The sequence below is a fragment of the Cytobacillus sp. QJM3NY_8 genome (assembly GCF_056173585.1).
This window is the reverse complement of the sequence record NZ_CM149681.1, coordinates 4,336,454-4,362,575: the sequence shown is the minus strand read 5'-3', so window position 1 is coordinate 4,362,575 and position 26,122 is coordinate 4,336,454. Positions and strand designations below refer to the sequence as shown.

The 26,122-nt window shown below is 41.1% G+C and carries 22 protein-coding genes; 17 read left to right on the top strand and 5 right to left on the bottom strand.

The features are described from left to right. The first annotated feature begins 65 nt into the window (after window positions 1-65). The gene (gene tyrS / locus AC0VZ9_RS22350) at window positions 66-1,325 is read left to right on the top strand and encodes a tyrosine--tRNA ligase (RefSeq protein ID WP_251156448.1); all 1,260 of its coding nucleotides are present in this window, start codon (window positions 66-68) and stop codon (window positions 1,323-1,325) included. 96 nt (window positions 1,326-1,421) lie between these two features. Here tyrS and rpsD read toward each other — a convergent pair whose 3' ends face one another. Beyond that, complete coding sequence (gene rpsD / locus AC0VZ9_RS22345; protein WP_009333317.1) at window positions 1,422-2,024, bottom strand: 30S ribosomal protein S4; 603 nt, start codon at window positions 2,022-2,024, stop codon at window positions 1,422-1,424. A 585-nt stretch (window positions 2,025-2,609) separates the two neighbouring features. Between rpsD and AC0VZ9_RS22340 the strand changes: the two genes are divergently transcribed. Beyond that, window positions 2,610-4,478 carry a sensor domain-containing diguanylate cyclase gene (locus AC0VZ9_RS22340; RefSeq protein ID WP_217025974.1) on the top strand — a complete coding sequence of 623 codons (1,869 nt, stop codon included), beginning with the start codon at window positions 2,610-2,612 and terminating at the stop codon, window positions 4,476-4,478. A 140-nt stretch (window positions 4,479-4,618) separates the two neighbouring features. Beyond that, window positions 4,619-5,806 (top strand): methionine gamma-lyase, encoded by a 1,188-nt coding sequence (megL, locus tag AC0VZ9_RS22335; RefSeq protein ID WP_475396735.1) that lies wholly within the window; start codon window positions 4,619-4,621, stop codon window positions 5,804-5,806. Between the two features lie 50 nt (window positions 5,807-5,856). Here megL and AC0VZ9_RS22330 read toward each other — a convergent pair whose 3' ends face one another. Further along, window positions 5,857-6,336 (bottom strand): GAF domain-containing protein, encoded by a 480-nt coding sequence (locus tag AC0VZ9_RS22330; protein WP_009333314.1) that lies wholly within the window; start codon window positions 6,334-6,336, stop codon window positions 5,857-5,859. Between the two features lie 215 nt (window positions 6,337-6,551). Between AC0VZ9_RS22330 and refZ the strand changes: the two genes are divergently transcribed. Next, window positions 6,552-7,181 carry a forespore capture DNA-binding protein RefZ gene (gene refZ / locus AC0VZ9_RS22325; RefSeq protein ID WP_019383055.1) on the top strand — a complete coding sequence of 210 codons (630 nt, stop codon included), beginning with the start codon at window positions 6,552-6,554 and terminating at the stop codon, window positions 7,179-7,181. A gap of 6 nt (window positions 7,182-7,187) precedes the next feature. On the opposite strand, the gene hisJ is transcribed toward refZ, so the two are convergent. Then, a complete protein-coding gene (gene hisJ, locus AC0VZ9_RS22320; protein WP_019383056.1) occupies window positions 7,188-7,982 on the bottom strand; it encodes a histidinol-phosphatase HisJ in 795 nt (264 codons plus the stop codon). A gap of 603 nt (window positions 7,983-8,585) precedes the next feature. Here hisJ and ezrA point away from each other — a divergent pair. Next, on the top strand, window positions 8,586-10,274 hold the full coding sequence (ezrA, locus tag AC0VZ9_RS22315) for a septation ring formation regulator EzrA (RefSeq protein WP_475396734.1): 1,689 nt from the start codon (window positions 8,586-8,588) through the stop codon (window positions 10,272-10,274). A 325-nt stretch (window positions 10,275-10,599) separates the two neighbouring features. On the opposite strand, the gene brnQ is transcribed toward ezrA, so the two are convergent. Continuing rightward, entirely contained in the window at window positions 10,600-11,943 is a 1,344-nt protein-coding gene (gene brnQ, locus AC0VZ9_RS22310; protein ID WP_019383057.1) for a branched-chain amino acid transport system II carrier protein, read from the bottom strand. 333 nt (window positions 11,944-12,276) lie between these two features. Here brnQ and AC0VZ9_RS22305 point away from each other — a divergent pair, with 333 nt between their 5' ends. The 6 genes from AC0VZ9_RS22305 (at window position 12,277) to rarD (ending at window position 19,933) form a co-directional block, all read left to right on the top strand. Further along, complete coding sequence (locus tag AC0VZ9_RS22305) at window positions 12,277-13,422, top strand: cysteine desulfurase family protein (RefSeq protein ID WP_251156449.1); 1,146 nt, start codon at window positions 12,277-12,279, stop codon at window positions 13,420-13,422. Then, complete coding sequence (thiI, locus tag AC0VZ9_RS22300) at window positions 13,419-14,627, top strand: tRNA uracil 4-sulfurtransferase ThiI (RefSeq protein ID WP_009333302.1); 1,209 nt, start codon at window positions 13,419-13,421, stop codon at window positions 14,625-14,627. The genes AC0VZ9_RS22305 and thiI overlap by 4 nt, the downstream gene beginning before the upstream one ends. A 322-nt stretch (window positions 14,628-14,949) precedes the next feature. Then, window positions 14,950-15,153, top strand: a complete 204-nt coding sequence (locus tag AC0VZ9_RS22295) for an alpha/beta-type small acid-soluble spore protein (protein ID WP_009333300.1) — start codon at window positions 14,950-14,952, stop codon at window positions 15,151-15,153. Between the two features lie 174 nt (window positions 15,154-15,327). Continuing rightward, window positions 15,328-16,917: an acyl-CoA synthetase MbcS gene (mbcS, locus tag AC0VZ9_RS22290; protein ID WP_009333298.1), complete on the top strand. Its 1,590-nt coding sequence runs from the start codon at window positions 15,328-15,330 to the stop codon at window positions 16,915-16,917. Window positions 16,918-17,275: 358 nt separating this feature from the next. Next, window positions 17,276-18,871 (top strand): amidohydrolase, encoded by a 1,596-nt coding sequence (locus tag AC0VZ9_RS22285; RefSeq protein ID WP_217025970.1) that lies wholly within the window; start codon window positions 17,276-17,278, stop codon window positions 18,869-18,871. 129 nt (window positions 18,872-19,000) lie between these two features. Beyond that, window positions 19,001-19,933, top strand: coding sequence for an EamA family transporter RarD (rarD, locus tag AC0VZ9_RS22280; protein WP_026041818.1), 933 nt, complete (start codon window positions 19,001-19,003; stop codon window positions 19,931-19,933). A gap of 140 nt (window positions 19,934-20,073) precedes the next feature. On the opposite strand, the gene AC0VZ9_RS22275 is transcribed toward rarD, so the two are convergent. Beyond that, window positions 20,074-20,874: an NAD kinase gene (locus tag AC0VZ9_RS22275; protein ID WP_019383061.1), complete on the bottom strand. Its 801-nt coding sequence runs from the start codon at window positions 20,872-20,874 to the stop codon at window positions 20,074-20,076. A 258-nt stretch (window positions 20,875-21,132) separates the two neighbouring features. On the opposite strand from AC0VZ9_RS22275, the gene sppA reads away from it, so the two are divergent. The 6 genes from sppA to AC0VZ9_RS22245 all read left to right on the top strand — a co-directional run bounded on the left by sppA (window position 21,133) and on the right by AC0VZ9_RS22245 (window position 25,749). Beyond that, window positions 21,133-22,143: a signal peptide peptidase SppA gene (gene sppA / locus AC0VZ9_RS22270; protein ID WP_019383062.1), complete on the top strand. Its 1,011-nt coding sequence runs from the start codon at window positions 21,133-21,135 to the stop codon at window positions 22,141-22,143. Window positions 22,144-22,158: 15 nt separating this feature from the next. After that, on the top strand, window positions 22,159-22,746 hold the full coding sequence (locus AC0VZ9_RS22265) for an RDD family protein (RefSeq protein ID WP_009333288.1): 588 nt from the start codon (window positions 22,159-22,161) through the stop codon (window positions 22,744-22,746). An 84-nt stretch (window positions 22,747-22,830) separates the two neighbouring features. Beyond that, complete coding sequence (locus AC0VZ9_RS22260; protein WP_009333286.1) at window positions 22,831-23,526, top strand: DUF2953 domain-containing protein; 696 nt, start codon at window positions 22,831-22,833, stop codon at window positions 23,524-23,526. Between the two features lie 17 nt (window positions 23,527-23,543). Beyond that, on the top strand, window positions 23,544-24,008 hold the full coding sequence (ytfJ, locus tag AC0VZ9_RS22255; protein WP_009333284.1) for a GerW family sporulation protein: 465 nt from the start codon (window positions 23,544-23,546) through the stop codon (window positions 24,006-24,008). 127 nt (window positions 24,009-24,135) lie between these two features. Then, window positions 24,136-24,636 (top strand): thiol peroxidase, encoded by a 501-nt coding sequence (tpx, locus tag AC0VZ9_RS22250; RefSeq protein WP_009333282.1) that lies wholly within the window; start codon window positions 24,136-24,138, stop codon window positions 24,634-24,636. Between the two features lie 129 nt (window positions 24,637-24,765). Next, window positions 24,766-25,749 (top strand): class I SAM-dependent methyltransferase, encoded by a 984-nt coding sequence (locus AC0VZ9_RS22245; protein WP_475396733.1) that lies wholly within the window; start codon window positions 24,766-24,768, stop codon window positions 25,747-25,749. The last annotated feature ends 373 nt before the right edge of the window (window positions 25,750-26,122 follow it).

Here is a 26,122-nt window from a genome sequence, read left to right as displayed (position 1 = left end):
CGTTTTTTGTATGGGTGATTCCCTGTTAATGCCTTGAAAATAGCCGTTAAATAGGAGGAGTTAAGATGAGTTTACTTGAAGATTTGCAATGGAGAGGGATTATTTATCAGCAGACAGATGAAGAGGGCATTGAGAACACTCTCGGTAAAGAAGCAATCTCTTTATACTGTGGTGTAGACCCAACAGCTGACAGCATGCACATTGGGCATCTGTTGCCGTTTTTGACATTAAGGCGCTTTCAAAAGGAAGGCCATCGTCCAATCGTTCTAGTAGGCGGGGCCACTGGCCTGATTGGAGATCCAAGCGGTAAAAGCGAAGAGCGGAAGCTGCAGACGCTGGAAACTGTAGAGCATAATGTGAACTGCATAAAGAACCAGCTAAAAAGAATTTTTGATTTTGAAGGTGAAAATGGTGCAATCATGGTTAACAACTATGATTGGGCAGGGTCCATGGATATTGTTACATTCCTGCGTGATTACGGGAAACATGTCGGAGTCAATTACATGCTCGCTAAAGACACCATTTCTTCCAGACTGGAAACGGGAATTTCCTTTACAGAATTCACATACACCATCCTGCAGGCCATGGATTTCCTTCATTTATATGAGAATCATAACTGCAAAATGCAGATTGGCGGAAGCGACCAATGGGGGAATATCACAACCGGCCTTGAGCTCATCCGCAAAATGGCGCCTGAAGGGTCAAAGGCATACGGCCTGACCATACCTTTGGTTACGAAAGCGGATGGAACAAAATTCGGCAAAACGGAAAGCGGAGCAATCTGGCTTGATTCGGAGAAAACATCTCCTTATGAGTTTTACCAGTTCTGGATTAATACAGCAGATGCGGATGTAATCAAATACCTTAAGTTCTTTACATTCTTATCCCGTGAAGAAATTGAAGGCCTTGAAAAAGCTGTTCAAGATGAACCGCATCTCCGCAAAGCCCAAAAAGCACTTGCTGAAGAAATGACACGCATGATTCATGGAGATGAAGCATTGGAACAGGCTATAAAGATTACAGCAGCGTTATTCAGCGGAGAAATTAAAAACCTTTCGGCTTCAGAGATAAAACAAGGCTTTAAGGATGTTCCATCTTATGAGCATTCTGAAGGAGGAGAATTGGGGATCGTTGATTTGCTTGTTGCTGCCAAAATCTCCCCATCCAAACGCCAGGCACGTGAAGATGTGACGAATGGCGCTGTTTCAGTAAATGGCGAACGCATAACGGAGCTTGACTACACTCTTTCTGATAAGGATAAGATTGAAGGCCAATTTACTGTCATTCGCCGCGGAAAGAAGAAATATTTCTTAATTAAATACTAATCAAAAAGCCCTCCTTTGATGGAGGGCTTTTTGATTATCTCAGAGTTTTCCGGACAACAAAAAAACTGCCGAAATGTATCGGCAGTTTTAAAATTATTAACGAGAGTAGAATTCAACGATTAGAGATTCGTTGATTTCAGCTGGAAGTTCAGAACGCTCAGGCATGCGAGTGAAAGTTCCTTCTAGCTTGTCTGCATCGAAAGATACGAAGTCAGGTACGAAGTTGTTAACTTCAATTGCTTCTTTAACGATGTCAAGGCTGCGAGATTTTTCGCGAAGTGTAATTGTTTGACCAGGTGCTACGCGGTATGATGGAATATCAACGCGAGATCCATCAACCATGATATGACCATGGTTAACTAGCTGGCGAGCTTGACGGCGAGTGCGTGCAAGACCTAAACGGTAAACCACGTTGTCAAGGCGTGATTCAAGAAGAATCATGAAGTTTTCACCGTGCTTACCAGGCATTTTGCCAGCTTTATCGAATAAATTGCGGAATTGACGCTCATTTACTCCGTACATATGACGAAGCTTTTGCTTCTCCTGCAATTGTAATCCGTATTCAGATAATTTTTTGCGCTGGTTTGGACCATGTTGTCCAGGAGCGTAAGGACGCTTTTCTAATTCTTTACCAGTTCCGCTTAGAGAGATTCCAAGACGACGGGATAATTTCCAGCTTGGACCAGTATAACGAGCCATTTAAGACTCCTCCTTTTGTGTTTTTATTTGGGTAAAATAAAAACAGAAACAGATGCGCACAACAATCATGTCCATTTTGTTTTCATGTACCTTCGCCCTAGCAGCAGAGGGTTACACAGTACCCCATCCCCAGAAAACTCTGGTTGAGGAACAAAATGAGTGCATCAAGGTGCTCACATAGGCTGCAATATTTTACACAAGGAGTATTATATAATTTTTAGAGGATAAAAGTCAAGTTGATTTTATTTTTACTCCTTCATTTTTTAAGGATGTTTAAATTATAAGCGAAGATTTTGTCCTGTGCCATAATTCACTTGAATTAGAAAACTTAATAACGAGTCCATTAGCAAGATATGATATAATAAAGAAAAAATTGGAATTGTTTAATTAATAGGAATGCGGCTTCGCTTTTTTTATTTTAATGTGTATTTTATGCTGCGATTACTTTTCTTAAAAATATGAATATAGGAAAGTTGAAACGAAATAGCCACATGTATGCTCAAAATATTAATTTCTAGTCCGTTATAATATACCTTATTGGTTTAAAGATTCATGATCTGAGACATTTGATAGGTGATAATAAAGATGGATACACTTGAACACCAAATCATACTTAGTTTAAAAAGCCGCTTTTTTGACATTATCGATACGGAGAACGGTTTCTTTCACTATGAAAAATTACTGAATGAAATGCTCTCTTCCATTAAAGCCCTTACCGGAGCGGATGAAATAACTCTGTACGTCTTTAATGAATGGAAACAGGAGTTTTTTGCAGAAGCTGCCACGAACCCGGATGCTTTGCTTTCACCTGCTTTTTCAGGTGATTTAAAAAGATGGGCTAACAAAAACAGAGGGTTGCAGAGTTTAAGGACCGAGATTAAGGAAGAACAAATCATGATTCCTCTTGTAAAGAGAGGCAAGCTGCTGGGATGCATGATTTTATCAGGTGAATCAGGCTGTTTTCATTCCTATACAGAAAAAGTATTTCAGGAGCTTAGCGAAGAATGCGGGCAATTTCTTGATAAAGCTCAGGGGCTGGCCAAAATTGCATCTGAAGAAAAACGTTATAAACAGCTGTATCGAGTTACGGAGAAATTCCATTCCTCAATGGATATGGATATGGTGCTTGGGGAAATTATTTATACTTTGCAGGAAATGTACCCCACTTTTACCTATTATCTTCTGCTGTCCCAGGATAACAATAATCATGGGGATCTGCCCATCAGAGACCTTGAATATGACAGCGAAAACATCGCGGCCATGCAGGCATATGTCACAGGGGCAGTTCAATTTGAAGATTCCCTGCAGGAAATGCGCTCTGTCTTATATGCCCCATTAAAAGGGAAGCAGGGGGTTTATGGAGTACTTCAGGTCATTGCGCCTAATACCATGATATTCCCTAAAAATGAAATTGAGTTTATCACACTTCTGGCTAATACTGCAGGAAGTGCACTGGAAAATGCGCAGCTTTATCAGCAATCCAAGCGATTGATAGCGGACCTTCAATTAATTAACGAAACTTCCCACCGCTTGAATTCGAATTTGCGGCTGACAGAAACCATGAACTACATGGCAGATCAGATTCTGCATTCCTTTGATGCTGAAGAAGCGGGTTTCATCTTGATAAATTCTGAAAATGCCGATGTGAATGTAATCCAGGGCAGTACTGAATTTTTTCAAACCAAAGAGGCAGAAGACTATATTCACTATATAAGGAAAAAGATCATCAAGGAGAAAGAGTCTCTTTTTATTGGGGATTTTTCTTTACAGTTCGAGGGTGCGGCAAGTTTATATAAATCCATCATGGCTGTTCCAATGGCCCAATCTGGAGTATTAAAGGGATTTGCCCTTGTCATGCATAGCTCTCCTTATCATTTTTCATTTGAAACATTCAAGCTGCTTCAGTCTTTGATTCATCATTCCACGCTTGCCTTTACCAATTCAATGCTTAGAGAAGAGCTTGAAAAGATGGTTGTAACAGATCACTTAACCAAACTATATTCCCGAAGCTATCTGGATGATCGGATTCATCAGTCCATGAATGAAGATCATGAAGGAACATTTATGCTTGTGGATATAGATGATTTTAAATTGGTAAATGATACATACGGACATCAGGTTGGCGATGAAATCATTATTCAAGTTGCCAATTTAATTAACAGCAATATCCGCAGCACTGATATAGGCGCACGATGGGGCGGAGAGGAGCTGGCTCTTTATCTTCCGGGTGTTTCATTGTCGGCGGGAGTACTTATTGCTGAACGGATTGTCAGAAAGGTATGTCAAATCACAGATCCCCAAGTAACCATTTCATGCGGTATTTCGTATTGGAGCAGGGGGAAAAAAGATTCATATGCAGCGCTTTTTAAAAGGGCTGACAGGGCATTATATACCGCCAAAAACACAGGGAAAAATAAAGTGATCATTGAGTCGGCTGCAGATTCATTTATCTAGGACTGCCTTATGGAAAGGCAGTCTTTATTGATATTTTTCCAAAACAAAATACTTTCAAAAAATATACTATTATCATATGCTGAAAGAGAAGTTTATTATAGATAATAATGTAAGCGCTTGCAATGAAAAGGAGAGGTAAAATGGATAGGAAACATCGGTTTAACTTCGAGACGCAGGTCATCCATGAAGGATACGATGCTGAAAGGTTCAAAGGGAGCCTCGCACCGCCAATATTCCAGACGTCAACTTTTACATTTGAGACAGCACAGCAGGGTGAAAAACGTTTTTCCGGTGAAGAAGAAGGGTATATCTATTCCCGTCTGGGCAATCCAACAGTTAAGATGCTTGAAGAAAGAATGGCCGTACTGGAAAAGGGAGAAGCAGCCCTTGCTTTTGGGTCTGGTATGGCTGCAGTTTCAGCTGTCCTGTTTGCTTTAACCAAAACAGGTGATCATATTTTATGTTCTCAGGGAGTTTATGGATGTACATTTGGACTCCTGGAGATGATGGAGGAAAAATTTCAAATCAGCCATGATTTTTCAGCTATGGAATCAAAGCAGCAGCTGCTTGATGAAATTAAACCGGAGACTGCCTGTATTTATGTTGAAACTCCAATAAATCCAACAATGAAATTAGTGGATCTGAGTATGGTTGCAGAAGCAGCGAAAGAGAAAGGAATTCCAGTTGTAGTGGATAATACTTTCTGTTCACCATATTTGCAGAATCCGATCGAACTGGGCTGTGATATTGTCATTCATAGTGCGACAAAATACATCGGAGGTCATGGTGACGTAGTTGCCGGGCTTGTAATAGGCTCTAAAGAATTTTTGGATAAAGTCTCCATGACGACTCAAAAAGACATTGGAGGCATTATTTCACCTTTTGATGCCTGGCTGCTTCTGCGCGGACTGAAAACACTTGCAGTCAGACTCGACAGGCATTGTGACAATGCGGAACGGCTCGCATCATATTTGCTGGCACATCCAAAAGTAGAAAAAGTTTATTTTCCTGGAGACAGCAATAATGCAGATTTTGAAATTGGGCAAAAACAAATGAGGAGGCCCGGCGGGATGATTTCTTTTACTCTAAAGGGGGATAAAGAGACTGCCCAGGAATTTATGAACCGGCTGAATCTTATTAAAATTGCCGTGAGCCTTGGTGATGCTGAGACATTAATTCAGCACCCTGCTACTATGACTCATGCAGTGGTTCCAAAGAGATCACGTGAAAAAATGGGCATTGAAGATACGCTGCTGAGGCTTTCAGTTGGGCTTGAGTCAGTTGAAGATATCAGGGATGATCTGTCCCAGGCACTCGAAGGAGTTTAATAGTAAAAGGAGATGGTCGCAGATACGGTCATCTCCTTTTTGCTATTCCGTTAAAGGAATGATACAAGTACTTCCGAGAAATCTTCCAGGAATTTTTGGTCAAGTTCATCAAACCGGTTTTTTTCAGGAGAATCAATATCCAATACACCAAGAAGATTGCCCTCTTTGACAAGCGGAATGACGATTTCAGACTGTGAGGCTGCATCACAGGCGATATGTCCAGGAAATTGATGGACATCTTCAACACGGACTGTTTCCATTTGCTTGGCAGCAGTCCCGCAAACACCCTTACCAAGGGGGATTCTTACGCATGCCGGCAGACCTTGAAATGGCCCAAGAACAAGCTCCCCTTCTTCCATCAGGTAAAATCCTACCCAGTTGGTGCGGTCCAGGAATTGATTAAGAAGTGCTGATGCATTGCTTAGATTGGCAATGCTGTTCGTTTCCCCTTCAAGAAGAGCAGCGAGCTGTTTAATCAATAATTGATAATTTTCTTCACGGGTTCCCTTGTATGATTCGACACTAAACATCACAATTCACCTTACTTTCTAAAAGATATATGAATTTCCTGGCAGATGAACAGGAAAATAGATAGACATTGTCGAGAACTTTAAAAAGGATAAGACGATTTTAGCAAGAATGTTTAATTATCACAACAAATCCGTTTTGAGAATAAACCCATAATTTATTATTCGCTCATATGTACATGAACAGAGACTTTACAAAAGAAAGCGAGGCGGGAAAGATGAAAAAAAATTCAAAAGAGGCAATTGTATCGGCCGCTATATCCTTATTTAATACGAAAGGTTTCTCCGGGACTTCCATCCGTGATATTGCAGGGAAAGCGCAGACGAATCCAGCGAATATTGCATATTATTTCGATAACAAACACGGGCTGCTTGAATATTGCTTTACAGCATTTTTTGAAGGGTATATTGAGGAAATAGAGAAGGGATTTTCAATTCTTGAGCAGGGGGCGGCTCTGAGCCTGAAAAAAATTGCGCAAAATATCATGGTTTATCAATTTGAGCATAGCCATCTAACAAGATTGATACTCCGGGAAATTTCTATAGATTCCCAAGTGGTAAGGGAAATTATGTCCACTTATTTAGCAAAGGAAAAGTTTTATTTTGGCAAGGTGCTGGAAAGGGGAATGAAAACAAAGGAGTTTCGTAACCATTCAGCCAATTATATGATTGTTCAGCTGAAAGGACTCCTGTCAATGCCATTTTTGAACACACATTATATGGCTGAAGTTCTGCATGTATTTCCTCATGAAAAATATTTCGCAGACAAATACACGAAGGAGATCTTCAATTGGGTTGATGGAGTCCTGTGCAATCATGCTGGAAAACCTTATGCTGCTGTACTCTAAAAGCATTTAAAGGTGTTTCATTCTATCAAGGCCCTGACCCATTTCCTTTGCCTGATGAGAATCGGACCCATAAACCAGTGAAATGCCTTTTTGGGCAGCTGCTTCTGCAGCCCAATCGGGAGGATAGGACTCCTTGCATAACGGCTTGGCGAAACCGGCTCCGTTATAGTCGAGTTCATAGCCTTTATTTTGCACCTCATCAAGTATTTGGTTTATTTCCTCTCTAAATTCCCGATCAGCGGGATATTTTTTTTGGAATTTTTTCACCAGGGTGATATGCCCAATCCTTCCAGGTTTAAACGGCCCTAAATCTGCTTTTATAGATAAAAGCAGGGTGCGGAAATAATTCAAATAAACTGCTTCAATAGAACCGTATTCTTTGATCATCTTTGCAAAAACATCGGGACTGTAGTCCAGGCATTCGTAGCGGCTTCCATGCTTTAGAAAGTGTACAGATAAAATGGAGTCATCTATATATCTCCCGTTCATATCAAGAAATTTGCGGATCTCCTGTTCAAAGCCTTCAATATAATCCACTTCAAGCCCCGCATTAATCCTGATTTTTCCTTGATAGGCAGCTTTCACCCTTGATATATCAGTGAAGTATTTCTCAAGATGCTCCTTGCGCATCGCACTGTCGCGAGCAGGTGCGGGATCCTCAAAGCCCTCAGGGAGCGGAGCATGTTCAGTAAATGAAATTTCTTTAAAACCCAGATTTATTGCTTTTTCAACATAATCTTCAAATGCGTCCTTTGTCCCGTGCGGACAATAGGGAGTGTGGATGTGTCCGTCTTTTAGCATATGGAGAACTTCCTTTCTGCATAGGTTTTTCGCAGTCTAACGGGCAGAAAAGCTCCCTCTTTAAGAGCCTAGGTATTTTAGAAGGAATAGAGAGAGTCAAACTGCCCGTAAAGGCCCGAAAGAAGAACAAAGCCTAAGAAAACCGCGTCCTACCAGAAGCTTCCGCTTTCGGTCGTGCGATCTATCGCTGCCGTAGCCTTCCTTGTCCTGTGGGCCTCAACTAAAAAACAGTGGGGAAGAAATCCCGCTGTTTGAAGTTTCACTTTAAAAATACAGTACTCAAGTCACTTTTTAACTTATCTCTTAAATAAAGAAGGAAATCTTTTATAAAAAGCGAATTGTTTGTATTTGAACAGTTCATATAGTTCAATAAAAAATACGGATGTTCCAGTTATTTTCCGAAAATAGCAATTTAGACAAGATATAAAAGAAGAAATTCATAAAAATATGAAATAAATAGTCAAAAAATGTCGTTTACATGGTATCATAAAAGCATTGAAAATAACATGTGAAAATGAAGAAACGCCTGCGGGCATTTGTTATTTCTTAAATAAAAACTTTACATATACATATTGGCTCGGGAACAGAACAGGGGGCTTTAAAATGGAATACATAATTGGAGTTATAGTCATTCTTTTATGCCTATATCTCACGGGTTATTTTTTAAAGAAAAAACATTATAAGGAAATTGACAGGCTGGAAACATGGAAGATGGACATAACGGATCGCCCAGTTCTAGATGAGATGTCAAGAGTGAAAAAGCTTAATATGACGGGCCAGACAGAAGAATTATTTGAGCGATGGAGAAATGAATGGGATGAAATCGTAACTTCACAGCTTCCTGATGTGGAGGAATTGTTATTTGATGCTGAAGAGAGCATCGATAAATACCGCTTTAAGAATTCCCAGGAAGTTCAGCAGAGAATAGAGAAGAGATTAACTGAGATTGAAGAAAGCATAAAAAATCTGCTGAGTGAATTGAATGAGCTGGTAGGCAGTGAAGAAAAAAATAGAGCGGAAATTGAAGAACTGAAAGAAATGTATCGCCAATGCAAAAAGTCTCTGCTTGCGCATCGCCATACATTCGGTAAATCAGAAAAAATTCTTGAAGAACAGCTGGATGAAGCATTGGCCAAATTTGAAGAATTCGATGAGAAAACCGAGAAGGGCAATTACCTTGAAGCTCGTGAAACCCTTCTAGTGATCAAAGCGCTGCTTGAGGATTCTCAGGCTAAAATGGAAGCTATTCCAAACCTGATGGTTGAGTGTCAATCCAAGATCCCTTCCCAGCTGGAAGAGTTAAGGGAAGGGTACAAGGAAATGCTGGATCAGGGGTATCTGCTTGATCACCTTCAACTAGATAAAGAAATTGAGAGGCTTGAAGAACAAGTAACAGGATATGCCGGCTCCATTGATCAGGCGCAAATCGAGGAAGTTCAAAAAGGGGTCGAAGAGATTAAAGATAATATTGAACTTTTGTATGATCTGCTCGAAAAGGAAGTACATGCCAGACATTACTTAAGCCAGCAGGATGATGCAACAAGAAACATGCTTTATAATAATAAAGATATGAATAATCAGCTTAAGACAGAGATAACGGCTATCCGTCATAGCTATCATGTTCCAGATAAGGATCTGGAAATTCAAATCCACCTGGAGAAAAAAATAACTCAGCTCTTCAAAAAATTCGAAGTGCTGGAGCATAAGATTAATAACGGGAGTACTCCCCATACTGTCTTGAAAGAAGAACTTGCTGAAATCAAGGAACACATTGAGGAAATTTCAGATGAGCAGACAGCCTTTGCGGAAATGCTCCAGGCCTTAAGAAAAGACGAGATGTCTGCCAGGGAAAAAGTCAAAGAGTTAAGCAAGAAAGTGGCAGAAACGATAAGGCTTATCTCCAAAAACAATGTGCCCGGTGTTTCCCAGGAATATAAATATTTGATCCAGGATGCGAAAGAAAGCATAGATAATGTGCTGGCTAAACTCGATGAGAAACCATTGAATATTCCTGCGGTTCAGCAATATCTTGAAGTTGCTGTGCTTACTGTTGATAAGGCTGCTGATTCAGTGGGTGATATGATTGAGACGATTCTTTTAGCAGAGAAAGTCATTCAATATGGAAATCGGTACAGAAGCAGATATCCATCTATTGATAAAGGGTTAAAGGAAGCAGAAGCTTCATTCAGAAGCTATGAATATAAAACAGCACTGGAGCAGGCTGCAGCTTCGATCGAAGAGGTCGAGCCGGGTGCGATCAAGAGAATAGAAGAAATAATAACTGAGCACTAAAAAACCAGATCCGATTGGATCTGGTTTTTTGTTGTCTGGTAATTTATAAAATATATCGTTGTAAATAACTTTAATGAAAAATTATCTGCATTTAGCTCCAGCGCCTAGCTCCCGGGTCATAAGCCAAATCACTCCAGAAATGAGGACAAGGAACCGCTTCGTCAGCGATACATCGCCCGGCCAAAGCGAGCTTTAGGAGGTTTCCTGTGTGATTCGGTCTTATGCCTGCGGGACTTGCACAGGATAAGCCGGCTTTAACGTTCGCCACCGGACGTGGCGGTTTTTAGTTGAAGTTCATCCATCAAGGCGCTTCCGCCTTTGGTCTTTAGTCATTTACTGCAATTGGCTTTTTAGCTTCTCCGAAAGCCATTGCCAGGAAGTAACCTATAACAGCTCCTGCAATGGCAGGTACAATCCAGCCGATTCCCTCAGCAAAGAATGGCAGGAATTGCAATGAGTCTGTGATGACGGATACATCCATTCCAGCAGTTTTTAACCCATCCACAATGCTAATTAAGCCTGTGGGAATTAAAGCCCCTATATATACCGCCGAGTATCCATTAAACGCATTGTGCATAAAAGAAAGCAGAATCAGCACGATGGCCAGAGGATAAATTATGATTAAGATTGGCAATGAAAGTTGAATCAGCTGAGTTAAACCAATGTTTGCAACCACCATGCTGAACAGCGAAAGAATGATGACAATGGTTTTATAAGGTACTTTTGGGAGCAGTTTATGAAAGTACTGCGCACAAGCGGAAACGAGTCCGACAGACGTTGTAAGGCATGCTACCGTAATGGCCAGCCCAAGGATCAATGCTCCAGCAGGTCCAAATAGGTACTGAGAAGCAGAGGATAGGATAGCGCCGCCATTATCAAGTTGACCTATAGCTTCCATACTTGATGCCCCAATATACGCAAGGGACAAGTATACTGCCGCAAGACCAGCAGCTGCTATAAGTCCGGCTGTAATGCATATTTTCATAAGTGAATGTTTATTTGTCACACCCATGCCCTGTATTGAACCAATAACAATAATACCGAATACCAAAGCTGCAATTGTATCCATAGTCAGGTAGCCTTCAATGAAGCCTTTAAAGAACGGCCCCTCTGCATATGCTCCCATTGGCGCTTTTAATTCGCCCATTGGAGTAATGATGCTTTTAATAACCAGAACAGCAAGGATTATGAGGAGTGCAGGCGTGAAAATATTCCCGATTCTATCCACTAACTTCGATGGATTCAAAGAAAGCCATGCTGTTATGCAAAAGAAGACAATGGTATAAGCCAATAAAGAGTAAGTGCTATTGAAAGCGGTTTCAGACAAGAACGGAGTAATCCCTATTTCATAAGCAACGGTTCCGGTACGCGGAATTCCGAAAAATGGTCCTATGGCTAAGTACATAATAATCGTGAAAATAATTCCATATAAAGGGTGTACCCGGCTCGCAATCGTTTGTAAATCTCCATTTTTGGCAATGGCAATAATGCCTAATAGCGGCAATCCGACCCCTGTTATTAAAAAACCGATAATAGCAGTCCATACATTCGTGCCGGCAGATTGTCCCAGGAATGGAGGGAAAATCATATTCCCTGCCCCAAAGAATAGAGCAAATAACATGAGTCCGACGGCGAGAATTTGTTTTGGTGCCAATGTTTTATTCTCCATATATATCCTCCTGAAAATGGTTCCATATCTTAATGTTTAGAACATTTTCATATTAGCACAGGTGCTAAAAAAAATGTCGAAAAAATACGAAGTCTTAATATTAAGTATTTTATGATAATAAACTGGAGCTGTCCTTTACTCACAGTGCAATATTATCAGCTTTCCACGGGGGCAGCAATTCATTCATTTGGTTAAACTGGACAAACTTGAATAACTTAATAGTAAAGAAATGAATATTTAAAAACAAAAGCTTTAATTACATTTCCAATCTTACGTGGTTATGATATGATTTACAGTTGGCTAAAGGGTTTTCGGAACGGAAAGGAGAAGTCCGTGATTTATTTTGATAACAGTGCAACGACAAAACCATATAAAGAAGTGCTTGAATCTTTTATAAAGGTTTCTTCAGAATACTTTGGGAATCCCTCTTCCCTGCATGAATTCGGCGGAAAAGCAGAGAGGCTGCTGATGCAGGCACGTGAGCAAATTGCTCATCTGCTGAATGTTAAGCATAATGAGGTGTATTTTACATCCGGAGGGACAGAGAGCAATAATCTTGCAATAAAAGGAACGGCTCTAATGCATAGGAAAAGAGGCCGCCATATTATCACAACTGGATTGGAACATGCTTCAGTGAAGGAAGCGATGGATCAGCTGATGGAATTGGGCTTCAGCATCTCCATCATTGCACCGGATAAAAACGGTATTGTCCATGCTGAAGACATTGAAAAGGAAATTACACCGGAAACTATTTTAGTCTCTGTCATGCATGTAAACAATGAAATTGGTTCCATTCAGCCAATAAAGAAAATTGGAGAGATGCTGAAGAAGCATTCGCGAGTGTTATTTCATGTAGATAATGTCCAGGGAATCGGCAAGGTTCCTCTTGATCTTTATCAAGCAAGTGTGGATCTGTGTACGATTTCGGCTCATAAATTCCATGGTTTGAAGGGGAATGGGGTTTTGTTCATTCGTGATGGTCTTCGTCTTTCACCGTTATTATCCGGGGGCAATCAGGAATGGAAAATGAGAAGCGGCACAGAAAATGTAGCTGGCATTGTAGCAATGGCAAAGGCACTAAGGCTGACAATAAATAATATGGAAAGGCGTTTAAGCCAGATTATATCTATTAAAAGGTATATTTCTGAAGAAATGAATAAAATCGAGGGTATTACTGTCCATACCCCCGAAAAAAACTCTGCTCCTCATATTGTGAATTTTTCCATAGAAGGATTCAAAGCAGAGGTGTTTGTCCATGCTTTAGGAGAGCGCGGGATATATATATCAACTACAAGTGCCTGCTCTTCAAAGAAAGCTGCTGCCAGCAGCACCTTGATTGCTATGGGAATTCCTGAAAAAAATGCGAAAAGTGCAGTCAGGATCAGCTTATCTTATGATAATACAATGGAAGAGGCAGAGGTTTTTGTTGAGGCAGTAAAAGAGACCGTTATAAGGCTAAGAGAGGTTATGAAATCATGATAAATTATGATCGTATACTTATACGATATGGAGAAATCTCCACAAAAGGCAGAAACCGGAATAAGTTCGTGGATAAATTAAGAAAAAGCATATTCGATGTGCTCAATGAATTTCCCGGGATCAAGATAGAATCTACAAGAGACCGAATGTACGTTGTTTTGAATGGGGCAGATGGCAGAGAGGTTTCTGATCGACTTAGGGGCATCTTTGGCATTCAGTCTTTCAGTCCTGCTGTTAAAACCTCTAAAGATATCGAAGAAATGAAGGCAGCAGCATTGGCGTTATTTTTAAAACATTTTGAAGAAGGAAAGACTTTCAAAATTACGGCTAAGAGAGCGGATAAAAGCTTCCCTTTAAATACGGATGAACTGAATCATGAATTTGGCGGACACCTCCTGCAGAATGTGGCGGGTCTAAAAGTGAACGTAAAAAAACCGGATATAAATCTGCAAATTGAGGTTCGCGAAGAAGCGGCTTATTTATCATGCGAAACCATTCAGGGGGCTGGCGGACTTCCTGCAGGTTCCAGCGGAAAGGCCATGCTTATGCTCTCTGGAGGAATTGACAGTCCGGTAGCAGGTTATTTGTCCATGAAGAGAGGATTGGAAATTGAAGCTGTCCATTTTCACAGCCCGCCTTTCACGAGTGAGCGTGCAAAGCAAAAAGTAATTGATTTAACTGAAAAACTTGCTAATATTGCTGGAACCGTTGTACTCCATATAATCCCATTTACAGAGATTCAGCAGCTGATCCATCAGCAGGTTCCATCGAATTATACGATGACAGCTACAAGGCGATTGATGCTCCGGATCACTGATGAAATCCGCAATAAAAATGATGGTCTAGCCATCATCACTGGGGAAAGCCTTGGACAGGTAGCCAGCCAGACTCTCGAGAGCATGTTTGCCATTAATGATGTGACAACAACACCTATCCTTCGGCCTCTTATCACAATGGATAAATCAGAAATCATCGAGATTGCCCAAAGCATTGATACCCACGATATATCCATCAGGCCATTTGAAGATTGCTGTACCGTTTTTGTCCCATCATCACCAAAAACAAAACCAAAACGCGACAAAGTCCGCCGCTTCGAAAGCTTTGTTGACTTCGAACCGCTCATCGCAAAAGCAGTTGAGGATACCGAAAAGATGGTTATTAAGCCTCAATCGCGTAATGCAGAGTCTTTTGGGGAGTTATTTTAATCTAAATTCAGGTTAATTGTTAAATACAAGTTTTATTTCGCTGAGTTGATTGTAGCGGAGGGGGCTTGCTCCTCGAAAAATGCTGACGCATTTTCTTCGTACGGTGTTCATTCGGGTAAGTGTATTCAATGTCCTGCGGTAGGCTCCCGTACCTCCCCGCTGAAAGCAAGTGACCCGTGCTGAAATCAACGCAATTCATCTATATGCCAAAACAGTAAATGTTAAATTTAACTTCGAAAAATAATACAACAATTACCAATTAATTAGTGTATATGGCCATGTGATTCTACACATTCTATACTCACAAGGAGGTGAAAATCACATGGCAAACAACAACAACTCAAACCAACTTCTAGTTCCTGGAGTACAACAAGCTCTTGACCAAATGAAGTACGAAATCGCTACTGAATTCGGTGTAAACCTTGGTGCTGAAACTACTTCTCGCGCTAACGGTTCTGTAGGTGGAGAAATCACTAAGCGTTTAGTTCAAATGGCTGAACAGCAATTAGGCGGTTTCCAAAGATAATTAAATAATATGGCTACAAGGAGCAGGAATTATTCCTGCTCCTTATTTTTGCGCAAAAATTATTTTTCAAAAAATAAATAATTTAAAATTTTATAATAATTTAGTATAATAATTTCTATAGACTACGCATCCGAGTTAAGACACCAGTATTTGAAATTGTCAGGGGGAGATTTAATGAAACGGGAAGACTTAATTGCACCGGAGAAATACAATCTCGTATCAGAAATGGAGCGGTTTGCCGGAGATAAGGACAAACTTGCAATAAAGTGGGAAAATGAGCTGGGAGAAAAGAAAGAGATTACATACAGTGAACTGATCCTTAATGCAAATAGAATTGGAAACGTTTTCTTGGAAAATGGTCTGAATAAAGGGGATGTTATTCTGATCATTGTTCCAAGACTGATTGAAGCGTATCAGGTTTACGTTGCATCACTAAAAGCCGGAATTGTCGTCATACCAAGTTCAGAAATGCTTCGCTCGAAAGATCTGCAATACCGGATTAATCATGGGGATGTAAAAGGTATTGTAAGTTATTATCCATATGTTGACCAATTTGAAGATATTAAGGAAGCTGCAGACCTGCCGAAGTTTGTGATAGGCGGAAACGCAGATGGCTGGACCCAGCTGGATGAGGAAATGAAAAAGGCATCCGATGAACTTTCTTTGGCTGACACCTCCCGGGATGACATGGCGTTCCTTTCATATACATCAGGAACAACAGGAAATCCTAAAGGTGTAGTACATACACATGGCTGGGCATTTGCTCACCTTAAAACAGCAGCACCGAACTGGCTATGCATTAATGAAGGCGATACAGTATGGGCAACGGCAGGCCCTGGCTGGCAAAAGTGGATCTGGAGCCCTTTCCTTTCTGTTCTGGGTTCTGGTGCTACCGGAATTGTCTACAATGGAAAGTTCGAGCCGAAGAAATATTTGCAGCTGTTAGAGGATTACCAGGTAAACGTACTTTGCTGTACGCCTACTGAATACAGGCTGATGGCAAAGGCAGAAAATATTCATGAATACAAGCTGCCGGCGCTTCATAGTGCTGTTTCAGCAGGAGAACCGCTAAACCGCGAAGTGATTGATACATTCAAAAAGCATTTTAACGTAAATGTCCGTGATGGGTATGGCCAAACAGAAAATACCCTGCTGGTCGGCATTACGAAGGATATGGAGTTAAAAGCAGGTTCAATGGGCAAACCGACCCCAGGCAACAGAGTTGACATTATCAATGAAGAAGGTGATGTATGTGCTGTTGGTGAGGTAGGAGATATCGCTGTCCATGTCGAAACTCCTGCGCTCTTCAAAAATTATTATAAAGATCCGGAAAGAACAGCTATGCAATTCCGCGGTGATTACTATATTACCGGAGATAAAGCAAAGAAAGATGAAGATGGCTATTTCTGGTTTGAAGGACGCGGTGATGATATTATTATCAGTTCAGGCTATACGATTGGACCTTTCGAGGTGGAAGATGCGCTTGTAAAGCACCCGTATGTAGCTGAATGTGCAGTTGTGGGGAGTCCGGATGAAGTGCGCGGATTAATCGTTAAAGCATTCGTTGTATTAAGAGAAGGTGTGGACCAAAGCGATCCTAATCTTGTTTCCCAGCTGCAGGAACATGTAAAAGAACTGACAGCTCCTTATAAATACCCTCGGAAAATTGAATTTCTGTCAGAGCTTCCTAAGACCACTTCAGGAAAAATCATGCGTGTGGAATTACGGAAAAAAGAAGCGGAAACTGCTTCCGCACAAAACTGAATGTGTAAAAATGCAGGCGGGAATTCCGCCTGTATTTTTGTTATACTATGGTAAATGTGAACTTTTAGTTTATCGCAGGCTTAAGGGCAGTAAGACCCCTACTTTAACACTCAGAGTGATCAATGGAGGATTGGTTGGGGGCAGACTGCCCGTAAAGGCCCGATAGAAGAACAAAGACTAAGAATGCCACGTCCTCCCAAAAGCTACCGCTTTCGGTTGTGCGATGTATCGCTGCAGCAGCTTGCCTTGTCCTGTGGCAACGTCTTTGTGACCCGCTTCCTGTGGGCCTCAACTAACAATCAGTGGAAAAAAGATCCCCGCTGATTGAAGTTTCACTCTATTAAAGGAGAAAAGATTTATGGGAACGCTTTGGCATGGGGGCTCGATTTATACCCTTCAGCAGGAAGGTCATCAGATAGAGGCCGTTTTTACAGAAGGAAGCCAAATTATTGAAATTGGCGCGTTGAGAGATTTAAAAAGCAAATATAAAGAAGAGATTCAAAATGAGATAGATCTGCAGGGAAGCACCATGCTGCCGGGATTTGTGGATAGCCATATGCATCTAATCGGGCATGGTGAAAGGTTAATAAGGCTCGACTTATCTAAGCACACATCAAAGCATGAAGTTCTTATGGCTGTAAAGGAATTTTCAGAGACCATAGAAGAGGGAGAGTGGGTCATTGGGGAAGGCTGGAATGAAAATTTATGGGATCAGCCGGAACCTATTTATGCCTCAGAACTTGATCAATTTGTTCCAAAGCATCCTGTCATGCTGAAACGTGTGTGCAGACATGCCCTTGCAGTGAACTCCCTTGGATTAGAAAAAGCAAACATTACTGCAGATACAGAATGTCCTCCAGGAGGAGTAATCGATAAAGATGAATCTGGGAAACTAAATGGACTTTTGAAAGACCAGGCCCAGGAGCTTTTATTTAATGTGATGCCGGCTGTATCAGAAAGCTATTTAAAGAAGGCGCTTCATGCTGCCATTAAAGATGCCTATAGGCTTGGGCTGACAGGAGGACATACTGAGGATCTCAATTATTACGGAGGATTCAGCCAAACTTATCAGGCTTTCAAGCAGGTAATAGAGGCGGATGGTCTATCTTTCCGTGCACATCTGCTTGTTCATCATGGAGTTGCGGATGAAATGAAGGAATCTGGCGGAGGCTATTTAGAGGGAAGTAACCATATAGAGTTTGGAGCTATGAAGATATTCGCCGATGGAGCCCTGGGCGGAAGAACAGCTTTATTAAGTCATCCGTATGCAGATGACCCATCCACTTCGGGAGTTGCCATTTATTCACAGGAGCAGCTTGATGAATTAGTGGAGAAAGCCCGCAAGCATGAATTGCCGGTTGCCGTCCATACGATTGGGGATTTGGCATTTGAAATGGCATTAAATGCGATAGAAAAGCATCCACTGGAAGGTTTGGGGCGAGACAGGCTGATTCATGCACAAATTTTGCGCAAAGAACTTATAGACAGGGCTAAAAAACTGCCTTTAATTCTTGATATCCAGCCAAGATTTACAGCTTCTGATTTTCCATGGGTGATTGACCGGATTGGTGAAGAACATATGGAGTACTGTTATGCATGGAAGACACTTCTGAAAGAAGGGATACATTGTGCAGGAGGTTCTGATGCACCGATTGAACCGGCCAATCCGTTCCTTGGAATTCATGCGGCTGTTACAAGAACAAATATAGATGATCCGCATAATACAGTCTATTATCCAAGTGAAGCGTTAACTGTTTATGAAGCAGTAAGCTTATTCACAAAAGGCAGTGCATATGCTGCATCCCATGAAAATGATAGAGGTATTATAAAAGAAGGATATCTGGCAGATTTCACAATATTAAATGAAGATATCTTTAAAATGCCAATAGGGCAAATTGCTGCCATTTCAGTTAACAAAACCGTTATTGACGGAATAATAGTATACGAAGCATAAGTGAAAGTGCCAGGCACCTATTCAGCAGGTGCCTGGCACTCGTTTTAGCAGAAAAAATGATTGCAAACATTTTTATCGCAGATTTATAATATAAATATTTCGATACTAGAAAGAATTGAGGAAATGGCAATGAAAAATAATGAAGTGCAAACGGGAGCTCTATACGCAGGGTTTGCTTACTTTTTATGGGGTATTCTCCCGGTTTATTGGAAGTTTTTAGATCACGTCCAAGCAGATGAGATTTTGGCAAACAGGATTTTTTGGTCATTTTTCTTTATGCTGATGATTTTGCTGGCATCAAAGAAATGGAATGATTTTGCTGCAACAATGAAAGGATTTAAAACAAATAGAAAGCAGCTCTACGCCCTTATAATTGCCTCCATTCTGATCAGCACCAACTGGTTTTTATATATTTGGGCGGTCAATAACGATCAGATGATTGAGGCTAGTCTTGGCTATTATATTAACCCGCTCGTAAGTGTGATTCTGGGAATGGTGGTTTTTAAAGAGAAATTATCAACTGCGCAATATTTATCTTTTGGATTTGCGTTTGCAGGGGTTTTGATTTTGACTGTCAGCTATGGGCGGTTTCCCTGGATAGCCATTGTCCTTGCTTTATCCTTTGGTCTTTATGGGCTTGCCAAAAAGCTTATAAAGGTGGATTCAGCAGTTGGGTTAACGCTTGAAACACTTGTAGTGACCCCGATAGCATTTATTTATATGATTATTCTTTTCATGGATGGCAAACAGGCATTCCTGCATGTTTCGCTAAGCTCCGACTTGCTCCTTATAGGAGCAGGCGCAGCCACAGCAGTACCGCTATTGTACTTTGCCAAAGGGGCACAAAAGATACCGATGTCCATGCTTGGGTTTCTGCAGTATATTGCGCCGACAATTACATTGATTCTGGGGATCTTCGTTTATCATGAACACTTTACAAAGCTTCACTTGCTTTCCTTTATGTTTATTTGGCTGGCCTTAACGATTTACTCTGTTTCAAGAACAAAACTCTTTGCCCATTGGGAAACAAAACTAAAACGCGGAAAAGGTATTGGCATATAGAAAAAGAGTTTCGCACCATCTTGCGAAACTCTTTTTTTATAAAAATTAGAAAGTATAAAGTTTTGAACGCCAGGCTGTCTAGCGCAAGCAGCCTACCCCCCCTCGAGGTGCCTGGGGTGGGAAAGGCCCTTCCGCTTTTCTTATAAAAATGTCCTCTTAACCTTTTCCCAAAAGGAATTGTCTTTCAGTTTTACGGTTTTAATGATTTTGTCGCTAAGTTTAATATCAATCTTTTCTACATGCTGAATGCTGAGGGCTTCGTTGTCCATTCCCATTGTAGGGTGGTCGTTGCCATCTTGAACCACCTTTAGGGTCAGCTTTCTGTTTCCGCTCAGGATAAAGGAAGATCCGAGCGTGCGATAGCGATTATTATTCAGTGAAGCGAGTTCGCTCACCTGCATGCAGGGAAGCAGCGGGTCAACAACAGCTCCATTTACAGATTTATTATAAGCCGTGCTTCCAGTTGGGGTGGCAACAATCATTCCGTCCCCGCGGAACGTTTCAAAATGAAAACCATCGATAAAGACATCGATTACAAAAGTTTTAATGATGGCAGAACGGATGCTGAATTCATTTAAGCACTGAAACGATGTCTGGTCATCAACCGTAACATCTATAGTGGGATAGCGTCTTACTTCTACTTGTTCATTTGTCATTGCCTCTACCATTTTCGCGGTATCATCGAGATGGAAATCACAGTACAGGCTCAGGCTGCCAGTCGTTGAAATCCCGGCATACAAACAATCATCCCTATAGCCAGTTTTACGAACTGCCTGCAAAAACGTTCCGTCTCCCCCGATGCTTACAATGATATTGGCTTGTTTGAAGTCATTAACGATGGTAAAGGCATGCTCTTCAGCCAGGCTATAAAGCGGTGCTACTTTCTCCATCGTTGCTTCATCTTTTTTGTGATAAAAGTATATATTGCGTCTTTCAGGCATATTCATTCCTCCAAACAGTAATAAAGGTTGTGGAATTCCAGGGGGAAATGTCCTTGGGGATTTTCTTTCCCAAATAATTCATATTTTGCTATGATTATGGTTGCCTGAGTTCAGTTTACCTTTTTTTGAAACATTTTAAAAGTTTATACGTATGAAGAATATGTGACGAATAGGTTTTCTGGGAATCATAATCGGTCAAACAAGGCACAAGGCGGCTGGTTATGTAAGGAGAAAGCATATTAAAAGGAGGATTTCACAATGAATGGAAAACGTTGGGCTGCACTGGGAATAGCAGCAGGTCTGTTTGTTTTTTCTGTTGTGCTGAACTTTGTAACTGCATTTGCATTTACAGATTTTGAAAGCTCGGTAAATGAACTGTTTGCAGGAAGCAATGAAGCGTTTTTGGAAGAAGTCATTGAAGAGGGAAATGCACAGAAAAAGATAGCCGTGCTTGATGTAAATGGAGTGATTCAGGATACTGGAGATGCAGCTTCTTTATTTGCAAGCCCGGGATATAATCACAAAGGATTCATGGATAATCTTGAATATGTGAAAGAAGACGGCACAGTAAAGGCGATTGTCATTAAGGTTAATTCTCCAGGCGGAGGAGTAGTGGAAAGCGCCGAAATACATGATAAGATTATTGAAATTCAAAAAGAAACAAAGAAGCCAGTATACATATCAATGGGGTCCATGGCTGCATCCGGAGGCTATTATATATCCGCTCCGGCTGACAAGATATTTGCGAGCCCTGAGACAATGACCGGTTCGCTGGGTGTTATCATGCAGGGCTATAATTATGCAGGGCTTGCTGAAAAATATGGTGTCGAGTTTGTAACGATTAAGAGCGGGCCGTATAAAGATATTATGAGCCCTACCAGAGATATGACAGATGAGGAAAGAAAAATCCTTCAATCCATGATTGATAATTCATATGCAGGGTTTGTTAAAGTCATCTCGGAAGGACGCGGACTAACTGAGGCACAGGTGAAGGAAATTGCTGATGGCCGTATTTATGACGGACGGCAGGCGAAAGAACTAAATCTAATCGACGGTTTTGGCTATGCCGATGATGTAATCGAACAATTAAAGAAAGACCATAAATTAGATGGTGCCCAGGTTGTTAAGTACACTGAGAATTTTGGGTTCGGCTCCATGTTCAGCATGGGGGCGCGAAAAATCATGGGGGATGACCTGGAAATGGCAGGGATGATGAAATTGTTATCTCAGCCAAACTCACCGCGTTTAATGTATCTTTATGCTGAATAGGGAGGGGGAGAGAAAATGACTTCAAATGAACAGAATGAAAGAGAGCTTGCCCGTCCTGTATCATTGCAGGGTGAAGGCAGGAATGAGTCATCCCCTGATGAAGCAGCTCCTGCTGTTAACGAAACGATTACACAAGCAGAAACCCTCCCCATTCAGAAAACTGGGGAACCAATCAGGTTTGCCGGGTTTTGGATGAGATTTTGGGCTTATCTTTTAGATTTAATTGTGGTTGGCAGTGTTGACCGGATATTGATTAATCCAATTTTTAGGGCGCTGGATATTCCTCTGCATGAAAGCAATTTGTTTGCTCCGATTTCGATAGCTACTGCCATTACGTTTTATGCCTATTTTGTGCTGATGACAAAGTTTTTTGGCCAGACACTCGGTAAAATGGTATTTGGTTTAAAGGTAGTAAATCTTAAAGGAGAGAAACTGACATGGAGCACAATTTTGTTCCGTGAATGGATCGGCCGCTTTATATCAGCGACCATTTTTGTCGGGTATGTGATTGTAGCATTCCTGCCGAAGAAACAGGGGCTGCATGACCTTTTTGCAGAAACCTCTGTAGTTCATGAAAGGCAAAAAGAACAAGTCTATAATTGAAAAAAAGGAAGCCTGTCACCGCTTGGTGGCAGGTTTATTTTTTTTCAGTTGGGCATAATACAATGCTGAAAGGGTGTGAAAAAAGTGAAGTGGCTTCTGATTGCCGTAATTGCCCTCATACTTCTTTTAATTCTAATCATGGCAACAAAACTAAAGATATATATTCATTTTTACCATGGTAATGATAATGACCATTTAAAAATCCAATTTAAAGCCTGGTTCGGCCTAATCAGATACAAAATAGAAGTCCCTCTAATAAAACTTGATGATAACTCGCCAACTCTTGTTGTTAATGAAAAGACAGCTGCTGGACCACAGGAGGATGCTCCTAAACAGGATACAAAGCAATTCTCCGCAAAAGATCTTATTAATAGTTTGCATGATACGAAATCAATAATAAATCATATCGTGTCTATTCACAAAATAATACGGAAATTTCTAAAGCGTGTGACTATCCGGAATCTTGAATGGCATACATTTGCTGGCCTTGGGGATGCAGCCCATACGGGAATGCTAACTGGAGCTCTCTGGGCGATAAAAGGGAGCATTCTTGGATTAATAAGTCATTATATGAAGCTGAAAACGCCTCCCAGCATCACTGTAACTCCCCATTTCCAATTTTCCGTTTCACAAACAGCCATTTCATGTATGATTCATTTTCGTGTCGGGCATGCTATGTTAGCAGGAATTAAACTGATCAAATATTGGAAAGGCGGACGGCCCGACTTCAGGACAAAGCCGCTTTCTGCCTTATCTGATGATGGTACTAAAACTGTCTAAAAAAGGAGGAGCAATGAATGTCTGACCATCCTATTCAAGGTCTTATGACTACTGCCATGGAAAACCTGAAAGAGATGATTGATGTTAACACCATAATTGGGGATCCAGTAGAAACCCCTGATGGAAGTGTAATTTTAACCGTTTCAAAGGTCGGCTTTGGTTTTGCCGCAGGAGGAAGCGAATTCATGCTTGATGGACAATCAGGCGAGGAAAAGGGCCACCCGTTTGGCGGCGGAAGCGGCGGCGGTGTCTCCATCACTCCAATCGCCTTTTTGATTGTCAATTCTCAAGGGGTGAAAATGGTTCATCTGGATGAAAGCACTCATTTATATGAGAAAATTCTTGACCTTGCTCCACAGGCCGTCGATAAAATTCAGCAAATGTTCAACAAGAAAGACGGAGGAACCGGCAATCAGCAAAGCCAGCCTCAGAGTCAAAACAATGATGAGTACAGCGGCAAGAAACAAGACCTTGATATTTAAGAGAAGGAAGTTAACTTTCCCAGGGAGAGTTAACTTTTTTCTTGGAATGTATCCTTAATAATTGCAAAAAAGATTCTGAAAAGATATGATTTACACTGTACATAAGTGATTAAGGAGGACGATTTAAATGGCATCTATTACGTTCAAAGGAAATCCTGTAACATTGCTGGGCAATGAAGTAAAAGTTGGAGATAAAGCTCCTGAATTCAAGGTGCTGGCAAATGATCTTTCTGAAGTAACACTTGCTGATTCAAAAGGGCAGGTGCGTCTAATCAGCGTAGTTCCTTCTATTGACACGGGAGTTTGTGATGCACAGACACGCCGTTTTAACGAAGAAGCTTCCAAGCTTGACAATGTTAAGATTCTTACTGTAAGTGTGGATCTTCCATTTGCTCAAAAACGCTGGTGTGCAGCAGCAGGCATTGAAAATGTTCAAACCGTTTCTGATCACCGTGACCTTTCTTTCGGAGAAGCTTATGGGGTTGCCATCCAGGAACTTCGCCTATTGGCTCGTGCCGTTTTTGTTGTCGATTCAAATGACACAGTTACATATGCGGAATATGTAAGTGAAGCAACAGATCATCCAAACTATGAAGCGGCCGTGGAAGCTGCTAAGCAGGCGAAATAATCATAGAATATTGAAAGCTCCGGATTTGGTCCGGGGCTTTATTTTTTTACTTCCCTTCAGCACCAAACTTGTGAATGAAACAAAAGCCCGTTAAAATAGGAAAAAGAATAAGGACGGGAGGAATAAGCTGTGAAAATAACTCCGGTTGAGGATTTATTTACCATTTTAAATGAAACGGCTACGATTATGCAGGAAGAACTGCATTCTACATACCTTGAAGCTCTTGCAGAAACAGGAGAGAATTTATTCCATGAAAGCATTCTTCAGGATGAGCTAAGCGAATTAACAGTAAAAAGGCTTAGGAAGAGTTATGAATCAATTAACTTAAGCAGCTACTCAAAAGAAGAGATTAGAAAATCCTTTCAGCTTGCCATATTAAAAGGCATGAAAGAAAATGTACAGCCTAATCATCAAATGACTCCTGATGCAGTGGGCATGCTAATGGGGTATCTAGTCGAAAAATTCATTCAGGAAAAAAGTTTCCGCCTGCTGGATCCTGCAGTAGGAACAGGAAATTTATTGACAACTGTAATGAATCACCAAAAGGATAAAACGGTTGAGGCAACTGGGATTGAGATTGACGACTTATTAATTAAGCTTGCTTATATAAATGCCAATTTACAGGAGCATCCCATTCAATTTTTTAACCAGGATAGCCTTGAGCCCCTGTTTATAGAAGCTGCTGATGCTGTAGTGAGTGATCTGCCTATTGGCTATTATCCGAATGATGTCCGTTCAGCTGAGTATAAGTTAAAAGCAGATGAGGGACATTCCTATTCCCATCACTTATTTATTGAGCAGAGCATGAATCATGTGAAATCTGGAGGTTATTTATTTTTCATCATTCCAAATGGGCTGTTTGAAAGTGAACAGGCACCAAAGCTGCATGAATTCATTAAGGAAACTGCCTATATTCAAGGTTTGGTCCAGCTGCCGCTTACCATGTTCAAAAATGAAAAAGCTGCCAAAAGCATATTTATCCTTCAGAAAAAAGGGGATGGAGTCACTCCACCTAAGCAGGCTCTGCTGGTCAACTTGCCCAGCTTGTCCAAAACAGCAGAAGCTGAAAAAATTCTCAAGAAAATTGATGTCTGGTTAAAAGAAAGCAAATAAGGATAAACGAAAAGAAGCCGTGCATTTGCCGGCTTCTTTTTAAATGTATGGAAAGTATAATTTTTACACATTGATAACTGTCTAGCGCAAGCAGCCTACCCCTCGAGGTCACAAGCCGTTTCCTTTCAGAAGGAAGAGCGCCTTTCTTACAGCAACCGTCATATGCCTATCGTCCCTGGGCAGTTTCCTCCACATTTCGGGGGAATCCTCACAAAAAGGCAAAGGACGCCTTTCCGAGAGGCACGTCTTGTGCATGTCCGGGGTGGGCAAGGCGCTGCCGCTTTTCTTTAAATATAGGGAAGTATCAGAAAATATTTAATTTATCATGAAAACGATACCATTGCAAGGTGCTTCTTGAAATGTATTGCTTACA